The organism is Nitratidesulfovibrio oxamicus, assembly GCF_015731765.1.
Classification (GTDB): Bacteria; Desulfobacterota; Desulfovibrionia; order Desulfovibrionales; family Desulfovibrionaceae; genus Cupidesulfovibrio; species Cupidesulfovibrio oxamicus.
The window spans coordinates 1-8,695 of sequence record NZ_VRYY01000030.1; the positions used below are offsets into that span (position 1 = coordinate 1).

Here is an 8,695-nt window from a genome sequence, read left to right on the forward strand (position 1 = left end):
ACCCGGCGCCTGCCGACGCCACGGGCGCGCCCGGCGCAGCTTCGCGCGGCCTTCACGGCCACCCCGGCCGCCCCGGCGGGTGATTTCCGAATTTTGTCATGTGGGTTGTCATCCGGACACCGTCACCCGGCTCCACACGGGGCCAACGGGCCTGCACGCGGACGGCGGCCATGCCGCCAAGCAACACGAGGGACAGGAACATGCTCGCTATCCTCGACTACAAGGCAGGCAACCAGACCAGCGTGCGCCGTGCGCTGGACCACCTGGGCATTCCCTGCGTCATCACGGCGGACCCGGCGGTCATCGCCGGGGCGCACGGGGTGATCTTTCCGGGGGTGGGCGCGGCCGGGCAGGCCATGAACGAGTTGCTCACCACCGGGCTCGACAAGGTGCTGAAGGACCAGGTGCAGGCGGGCAAGCCGCTGCTGGGCATCTGCGTGGGCTGCCAGATCATGCTGGACTACAGCCAGGAAAACGACACCAGGGCCCTCGGCATCGTGCCCGGCGAATGCCGCCTGTTCAACGCCGCCTGGACCGAAGAGGACGGCACCCCCATCCGCGTGCCGCACATGGGCTGGAACAGCATCGTGCAGAAGCGCCCGTGCGAACTGCTGAAGGGCATCGAGCCGGAGGCGGAATTCTACTTCGTGCACAGCTACTACCCCGCCCCGCCGGAAAGCTACGTCATCGCCACGTGCACCTACGGCGAGGAATTCTGCGCCATCCACGGCGGCCCCGGCCTGTGGGCCGTGCAGTTCCACCCGGAAAAGAGCGGTCGGCCCGGCCTTGCCTTGCTGCGCAACTTTCACGCCTACTGCAAGGAGGCCAGCCGTGCTTAGCAAGCGCATCATCCCCTGCCTTGACGTCCGCAACGGCAGGCTGACCAAGGGCGTGAAGTTCGAGGGCAACGTGGACATCGGCGACCCGGTGGAAACCGCCCGCCGCTACTACGAGCAGGGCGCGGACGAAATCGTGTTCTACGACATCACCGCCTCGCACGAGGACCGGGGCATCTTTCTCGACGTGGTCGAGCGGGTGGCCTCGGAAATCTTCATCCCCTTCTCGGTGGGCGGTGGCATCAACACCGTGGAAGACATGCGGGCCGTGCTTGTGGCCGGGGCGGAGAAGGTGTCGGTGAACTCCGGCGCGGTGAAGAACCCGGACATCATCAGCCAGGGCGCGGCGGCCTTCGGCTCGCAGGCCATCGTGGTGGGCATGGACGTGAAGCAGGTGCAGAAGTCCGAGGCCATTCCCTCCGGCTACGAGATCGTCATCCACGGCGGCCGCAAGTTCATGGGCATGGACGCCATCGAATGGGCCAGGACCTGCGAGGCGCTGGGGGCTGGCGAACTGTGCGTCAACTCCATCGACGCGGACGGCACCAAGGACGGCTACGAGTTGGCCCTGACCCGGATGATCGCCGACGCGGTGTCCATTCCGGTCATTGCGTCCGGCGGCGCGGGCAGCCCGGCGCACATGTACGACGCCATCACGAAAGGCGGCGCCACCGCCGCGCTGATCGCCTCCATCGTGCACTACGGGCAGTACACCATCCCGGACCTGAAGCGGCAGATTTCGGACATGGGGGCGAAGCTGCGCATGGTCTGGTAGCCAAACGGGCATTTTGCCGGTTGGCAGCCTGTGGGAAGGTTTCATTCTTGCAGGGGAGGGACCCTTTTGGAAAAGGGTCTCCTCCCCCGCGCCCCCTCCCCCTAAAACTTTTATTTGTATTCCTGCTCATTACGAAGACACAAAAAATGGCCTTCCAAAAGGCGACAGCCACGACGGCTAGCCGCCCCCCGTGCGCCACGCCCCACCACCATTGCTCTTCTTCCGGAGGGCACCCCATGCCTGCCCGTTGCACCAGATTTCCCTACCCGCCCCTGCTGCTGGCCACCCTGCTGGCCGTCGCCCTTGCCTGCCCCACGCCCGAAGCCACCGCCGGTCCCATCCTCGACAAGCTGCGCGAACGCCGCGCCGAGCGGTCCGCGCCCGGCAATGCCGAAACGGGACGGCAGGACGGCACCGCCGCCCGCCGGGGCAACGCCCCACAACATCCGTTGGACCCCGCCAGCATCGTGCCCGGCAGCCGCAGACTGGCCGAAACGTACGGCCCGCACCCCGCACAGGTCATGGACGTGTACCTGCCGCCCCACCCGCAGCACGCGCCCGTCATCGTCATGGTGCACGGCGGCGCGTGGAAGGTGGGCGACAAGGCCAACCCCGGCCTGATGGACAACAAGCTGGCCCGCTGGCTGCCCAAGGGCTACGTGCTGGCAAGCATCAATTACCGGATGCTTCCCGATGCCATGGCGCTTGAGCAGGCCGGGGACGTGGCCGCCGCCGTGCGCCGCGTGGCCGACGCCGCCCCCGGCTGGGGCGCGGACCCGACGCGCATCATCCTGATGGGCCATTCGGCGGGGGCGCATCTGGTGGCGCTGGTGTCGTCCGCGCCGTCCCTGCTCGACCGCCCCGTGGCGGGCGCCGTGGTGCTGGATTCCGCAGCCATGGACGTGCCCGCCATCATGCAGCGCCGCCACCTGGGCTTCTACGACGAGGCCTTCGGCAAGAACCCGTCCTACTGGATTAAGGCCTCGCCCCAGCAACAGTGGACGACCGGGGCCGTGCCCATGCTGCTGGTGTGCTCCACCAAGCGGGCCGACAAGCCCTGCGCGGCGGCAGAGGCCCTTGCCGCCAAGACGGCCCGCGCAGGCCGCACAACGCCGGTACTGCCGCAAGCCCTGACCCACGGAGAGATCAACCACCTGCTGGGCCTGCCCGGCGCATACACCGACGCCGTGGACGGATTCATCACCGCCCGGCTGGAGGAGGTCAGGCGCTGAGAAGCCTGCGGAACATAGTGCCGGACGAGCAGGGCGGCACCGTAAAAAGCCCATCCCCTGCTGCAGGCGGGCTGACAAGCTGCAACCGCACAAGAAAGCAGAGAGGTCGCCCATGCGACCTCTCTGCTTTTGAAATGCTGAAAAAGGTCCGGAAGAGATAGCCCCTCGGACTGCGCCGCTGACGGAAGCCCCCTACCCCGCCCGAAACGTGCCGCTCTTGCCGCCGGACTTGAACACCAGACGGCAGTCGCGCAGCACGATGTCCTTCTGCACGGCCTTGCACATGTCGTAGATGGTCAGCGCGGCCACCTGAGCGGCGACCATGGCTTCCATTTCCACGCCGGTCTGGCCGGTGGTGCGCACTTCCGCCTCCAGTTCGATGCTCGGGGGCGTGTCCTGCACGGCAAAACGCACGTCGGCGTAGCTGATGGCCAGCGGGTGGCACATGGGGATCAGTTCCGCCGTGCGCTTTGCGGCCATGATGCCCGCGATCTTGGCCGTGGTCAGCACGTCGCCCTTGGGCAGGGCTCGGCGCTTCAGCAGGTCCAGGGTGTTGTCGTTCACCTCCACCACGGCCCGCACGATGGCGGTGCGCTGGGTGGGGGCTTTCGCGCCCACGTCCACCATGGTCACGCTGCCGTCCTCGGTCATGTGGCTGAAGGCGGCCTCCGCATCGTCGGGCACCGGTACGCCATGGCCCAGCCCGCCAGTGCATTCCAGCGCGGAAGGCGCGCCGCACCCGCAGCCGCACCCGGTGTTGGGCAGGTCCGGGCCGTCCTCGCCGTAGTCGAGGGGGTCGGGCATATCGTCAAGCCGGACGGCGGGCGCGTCCTTATCCGAGGGGTCAGACATATCGGGCGCATGGGGCGTCTTGGGCGTATCGGAAGACATGGGGACAACCTCCTGCCGGGCGTGAAACAGGGCAAACGGATGGCGCTGGCGCGGCCCCGCGCTGGCGGCTTCATCCTCCTTGGCTGTAGCCCAAAACAGGGCGAACGCCAATGCGGCGTCCGCAGGAAGGGCCACGAAAATCGGAACTGGCCCGCAGGACATGCAAACCCCGGACGCGGGCAACGAACAAGGTCGGGACGGCGCGCACCAGCCTGAAACCGGTTGGCCGGACGGGAACGAATCCGGGCGGGCCTGAACTGATCTGCACTTGTCTGAACTCGTCAGGGCGGGCGGGGCGGGCCTGCCCCCCAGCGCCCTGCGCGGACTTACCGCTCCACGTCCCTGGGCACCAGCCGCATGCCCCTGCGGCACAGGGTCAGGATGTCGTCGGCGGGCAGGGGCCGGGCAAGGCAGTACCCTTGCAGGTAGTCCACACCCATGCCGCGCAGGGCGGAAAGCTGGGCCGCCGTTTCCACGCCCTCTGCCACCGTGGCCAGCCGCAGGCTGCGGGCCAGCCCCAGGATGGTCTCCACGATTTCCAGGCTGCCGCCCTCGTCCAGCAGTTCCTGCACGAAGGTGCGGTCTATCTTCAGGGCGTGGATGGGCATGCGCGCAAGGTATTGCAGCGACGAATACCCGGTGCCGAAGTCGTCCAGCGAAACGCGCACCCCAAGGTCGCGCAGGGTGCACAGCATGGCGTTGCCGCGCTCGTAGTTCTGCATCAGCGACGTTTCGGTAATCTCCACCTCCAGCGCGTCCGGGGGCACGTCGTAGGCGTTCAGGCACGCGGCGATGTGGCTGATGGTCTCGTCGCTGTTCAGGCAGCGCGACGAGATGTTCACCGCCACCGGCAGGGTCAGCCCCTCCAGCCGCCATGCGGCGTGCTGGGCGCAGGCCATTTCCACCACCAGCCGGGTTATCTCGCGGATGGAGTTGGAGCTTTCCGCCACGGGGATGAACACGGAAGGCGGGGCCACCACCGCGCCGTCGCGCTCCCAGCGCAACAGCGCCTCCACCTTGCGCACCCGCAGGGTGCGCGCGTCGGCAATGGGCTGGTACACCAGCCGGAATTCGCGCCCGGCAATGGCCGCCTTGATTTCCTGGTCCATGCGGTAGCGCCGGGTGAATTCCAGGCACTGTTCCTCGCAGAACACGGCAATGGCGTTCTTGCCCATGTCCTTCGCGCGGTACATGGCGATGTCCGCGCGCGACAGCAGGGCGTTGGCCGAGTCGCCGTCGTCGGGATACACCGACACGCCGAAGCTGGCCGTGACCGAAAAGCCCATGCCGCCGTATTCGAACGGTTCGGCAAAGGTGTCGAACAGCCGCCGCATGATGCCGTCCAGATGCCCCTTGTCGCTGATGCCGCCCACCGCCGCCACGAATTCGTCGCCGCCCAGCCGCCCCAGGATGTCGCAGGGCCGCAGGGCCGCGCGCAGCCGCCGGGCCACGTCGCACAGCAACTGGTCGCCGGTGGCGTGGTCGTACGAATCGTTGATGAACTTGAAGCCGTCCATGTCGATGAACACCACGGCCAGCTTCTGGCCGCGCACCTCGGCCCTGGCGATGGCATCGTGCAACAGTTCGAAAATGTGCTTGCGGTTGGGCAGGCCGGTCAGGTCGTCGTGGTTGGCCTGATGGGTGATCTGCGCTTCCTTTTGCTTGATGTCGGTAATGTCCGAGAACACTCCCACGCAGTTCAGGATCACCCCGGCCTCGTCGCGGATGGACACCAGGCTCAGCCATTGCGGAATCTGCCAGCCGTCGCGGTGCGGTCCGCGCGTCTCGCCGATCCACGATCCGTGCTCCAGCATTTCGTCCCATACGCTGCGCGTGCCGCCCACGGGCACCATGCCCAGGGCCGGGGACAAGCGCCCCACCATGGACTGCGCGTCCACGCCGGTGATGCCTTCGAAGGCCGGGTTCACGGCCACCACCGTGCCCGCGCTGTCGGTGATGAAAATACCCTCCACCGCGTGGGTGAACACCTCGCCCATCAGGTGCAGCTTGGCGTTGGCGTCGCACAACTGGGCGGTGCGTTCGCGCACGCGGCGCTCCTGTTCGCGGTGGGCCTCGTTCAGCTCCCGCTGCGAGGCCTCCAGCAGGTCGAGCATGCCGTTGAAGGCGTTGGCCAGCCCCTCCAGTTCGTCGCCGGTATCGATCCGGATGCGCTGGCCCATGTTGCCGGGGCCGATGGAACGCACCCAGCCGGACAGGCGCAGCACGGTGCGGGTCACCGTGCGCGACAGCAGCAGCGCCGTGCCCAGCGCCACCAGCATGGCCATGGCCGTCAGCGCGCCGATGTGCCACCACGCGGCGCGCTGCTCCGCCCGGTAGCCGTCCAGGGCAAGCCCCACGGCCACTGTGCAGATGGAAATACCCGCCCGTTCCACGGGCAACTGGTGGTGGTAAACTTCCGGCCCGGCGACTGGCGTGTCGGGGGGCGTGCCGGTGACCGCATCAGGGGGCGCATCAGGGGGCGCATCAGGGGGCGCATCAGGGGGCGCATCAGGGGGCGCGGCGCGGCTGGCCGAATCGGCAGGGTTGGGAGAACCTGGGGAGTTGACGGTGCCCGGTGTGCCCAGAACGCCTGCCTGCCCGCTCATGCCGCCCAGCCACTGGGTGCTCCAGTCGTGCGCCGGGGCGTCCAGGCCCGGGGGCAGCCCACGGCGAAACCCGCTGGGCTGTTCCGGCTGGACGGCAGCACCGGCCAGGGCGGGCGGAGCCGCCCGGACCCCCCAGCCGTTGCGCCGGAATACCAGTGACGATCCGTCCACGCGGGTGACCACGATGTATTCCAGCCCCGGCTGCCGTTGCAGTACGCCGGTGCAGTGATCCACCAGGGCCGCGTAATCTTCTGCCGCCAGGGCGCTGGCGGCCACTTCCGCCACCGAAGAAGCCAGCTTGTCGGCCTGCGACTCCATGCCCCTGCGCAGCACCCCCTGCTGGTAGGGAATGATCATGCCAAGGATGGCCGCGATGATCATCATCCCCGCAGCAAAGGCCAGCCCGCCCGCCTTGAAGGCGATGCCGAAGCTGCGGCGCGACGGGCGCGATGGGCGCGACGGGCGCGACGGGCGCGACGGATTGGGTGCACTGGACGGGCTGGCCGGACTGGTCCCGCCGGACAAGACCGAAGGGGCCGACAGTCCTGGCGATTCCGGGCGCCCAGTCACCCCCGTGGCCGGGCCGCATGGCGGGAATTGGCCGGGCGAATCGGGCTGGCCGGATGACTCGTGCTGGCCGGGCGAATCGGGCTGGCCGGATGACTCGTGCTGGCCGGGCGAATCGGGCTGGCCGGATGACTCGTGCTGGCCGGGCGAATCGGGCTGGCCGGTCGAGCTGGCGCCGGGGGTGTACCCTCCGTCAACGGGCTGGCTGGCAGCCGCCGGGGCAAAAGGGGGCTGGGCTTCCGGGGGCATGCTCATGGTTCCACCAGGCGGCGTGCGGGTTCGATGGCCTCTGGCCGGAACGGCGCGATGCCGTCCAGTTGCAACGACAGCAGCATCTGCCTGCCCCACGGGTTGTCCGAAAGGCCCAGGCCCAGTTCCGCGAAGCGCGGCGCCAACGAAGGGTCCACCGATGGCGCAAGGCACATCACGAAATCCATGAGCGGCTCCGAAACGGCAATGCGCTCCATTTGCGCCTCGATCTGGGGATTAAGCTCGGACATGGTGCGCAACGACCGCTCGGTGACGATGCACGCCAGGGCCTGGCCGAAGAATACCGGCAGCAGCACACGCGAGGGTTGCCCCTCGTAGTCGACGGACAGGAAATGCTCCGCGCTCGGGGGCAACCCCTTGTCGCGCAGCAGCCGTTCCAGCCATCGCGCGGGAAGGCTTTCCTGCCCACGGGACAGGGCCAGCAGCCGCTTGCCGCGCAATTGCCCAAGGCGGGTTGGAGAACCCCATGGCCGCCAGACGTGCGCCAGCCGACTCGAGGTACGGATGCCGTGTGTTCCGGCAGATTGCCTAGTGACACGGGCCCTTGCGGGCCGTCAAGATTCCGGGAGGGTTTTATGGGGGTTTTTATGGGTATTTCCCTATAGAAAGGTAGGGAAATTACCCATCTCGCCACTCGCAACGTGCATCAGACGCTGAAGCCCCCGCGCACGCTGCGCACGTCCTCCACGGTGGCAAAGCAGCCGGGGCACTGTTCACGGCACAGGGTCAGCAATTCGCGCGAGCGCCTGCGGGGCGACACCACGCGGATCATGTCCACATCGCTGCTGCCCCCCGCGCCGGTCAGCCCGGTGGCGCCAAAGCCCGCATCGCGGATGGCGCGGGCCATGTCCTCGCCGTTGGGCGTCACGATGTTGACCACCACCACGCCCAGGGCCATGCGGTCTTCTATGAACATGCCCAGCAGGATGCCCGAGCTGTACCCCGCGGCGTAGGCGAAGACATTGGCAAGGTTGTCCAGGTGGTTCATGACCTGAGAGACGGCGAACACCCAGATGAGAATCTCGAAGAACCCCACCGCCGCCGCCACCGGGCGGATGCCGCGCATGACCAGCACCGCACGGACCGTGCCCAGCGCCACGTCCCCGAGGCGCAGCGCAAAGATCAGCAACGCACCGGCGATGTCGATATCCAGATGCCACATGTCGTTCTCCGTCGTGTTTCCGTAGTATGCCCGGCCCGCCTAGGGCCACCGACCGCAATGCCGCAAAAATCCGGCCATGGCCTCCACCTCTGCCCCGCTCGCTCCGGCGGCTGCCGGTCCTCTCCCGGCGCTTCTTCTCCGGCAGCGGCGCAGCAGGTCGTCGAACTCCTGCCGCAACGGCCCGGGCACCCCGATGGCGGGCAACCCGGCCCGCAGCACCGCGCCTTCGGCCAGCAGGTAGCCGGTTCGCACGTTGCCCCCGGCAAAGGGACGCCGCACGGCCAGTTCCAGAAACACCCGCACCGCTTCCTCAAGCGGGTCCGCAGCGTCCGGCCCGGTGGCGACGCCGGGCAGCG

At 68.1% G+C, this 8,695-nt stretch carries 8 protein-coding genes; 3 read left to right on the top strand and 5 right to left on the bottom strand.

Annotated features, from left to right (window positions below; genetic code table 11):
- Positions 1-200 precede the first annotated feature (200 nt).
- The 3 genes from hisH to FVW20_RS01495 all read left to right on the top strand — a co-directional run bounded on the left by hisH (position 201) and on the right by FVW20_RS01495 (position 2,843).
- Positions 201-839, top strand: a complete 639-nt coding sequence (hisH, locus tag FVW20_RS01485; RefSeq protein ID WP_196607989.1) for an imidazole glycerol phosphate synthase subunit HisH — start codon at positions 201-203, stop codon at positions 837-839.
- Entirely contained in the window at positions 832-1,611 is a 780-nt protein-coding gene (gene hisF, locus FVW20_RS01490; protein ID WP_196607990.1) for an imidazole glycerol phosphate synthase subunit HisF, read from the top strand. Before hisH ends, hisF begins: the two co-directional genes overlap by 8 nt.
- 236 nt (positions 1,612-1,847) lie before the next feature.
- Positions 1,848-2,843 carry an alpha/beta hydrolase gene (locus FVW20_RS01495; RefSeq protein ID WP_196607991.1) on the top strand — a complete coding sequence of 332 codons (996 nt, stop codon included), beginning with the start codon at positions 1,848-1,850 and terminating at the stop codon, positions 2,841-2,843.
- Between the two features lie 192 nt (positions 2,844-3,035).
- Here FVW20_RS01495 and moaC read toward each other — a convergent pair whose 3' ends face one another.
- From moaC to FVW20_RS01520, 5 genes are all read right to left on the bottom strand, one after another.
- Entirely contained in the window at positions 3,036-3,527 is a 492-nt protein-coding gene (gene moaC / locus FVW20_RS01500; protein WP_196607993.1) for a cyclic pyranopterin monophosphate synthase MoaC, read from the bottom strand.
- A 533-nt stretch (positions 3,528-4,060) separates the two neighbouring features.
- Positions 4,061-7,162, bottom strand: coding sequence for a putative bifunctional diguanylate cyclase/phosphodiesterase (locus FVW20_RS01505; protein WP_231038772.1), 3,102 nt, complete (start codon positions 7,160-7,162; stop codon positions 4,061-4,063).
- Positions 7,159-7,617, bottom strand: coding sequence for a PhnD/SsuA/transferrin family substrate-binding protein (locus FVW20_RS01510; protein WP_196607992.1), 459 nt, complete (start codon positions 7,615-7,617; stop codon positions 7,159-7,161). The genes FVW20_RS01505 and FVW20_RS01510 overlap by 4 nt, the downstream gene beginning before the upstream one ends.
- A gap of 206 nt (positions 7,618-7,823) precedes the next feature.
- Complete coding sequence (locus FVW20_RS01515; protein WP_167128078.1) at positions 7,824-8,339, bottom strand: DUF2179 domain-containing protein; 516 nt, start codon at positions 8,337-8,339, stop codon at positions 7,824-7,826.
- 39 nt (positions 8,340-8,378) lie between these two features.
- On the bottom strand, positions 8,379-8,695 hold a 317-nt coding region (locus FVW20_RS01520), incomplete at its 5' end, for a hypothetical protein (protein WP_372434957.1).

Coding starts and splice junctions, on each gene's coding strand:
- hisH (WP_196607989.1), top strand. CDS start 201: ATGCTCGCTATCCTCGACTACAAGGCAGGCAACCAGACCAGCGTGCGC.
- FVW20_RS01495 (WP_196607991.1), top strand. CDS start 1,848: ATGCCTGCCCGTTGCACCAGATTTCCCTACCCGCCCCTGCTGCTGGCC.
- FVW20_RS01505 (WP_231038772.1), bottom strand. CDS start 7,162: ATGAGCATGCCCCCGGAAGCCCAGCCCCCTTTTGCCCCGGCGGCTGCC.
- FVW20_RS01515 (WP_167128078.1), bottom strand. CDS start 8,339: ATGTGGCATCTGGATATCGACATCGCCGGTGCGTTGCTGATCTTTGCG.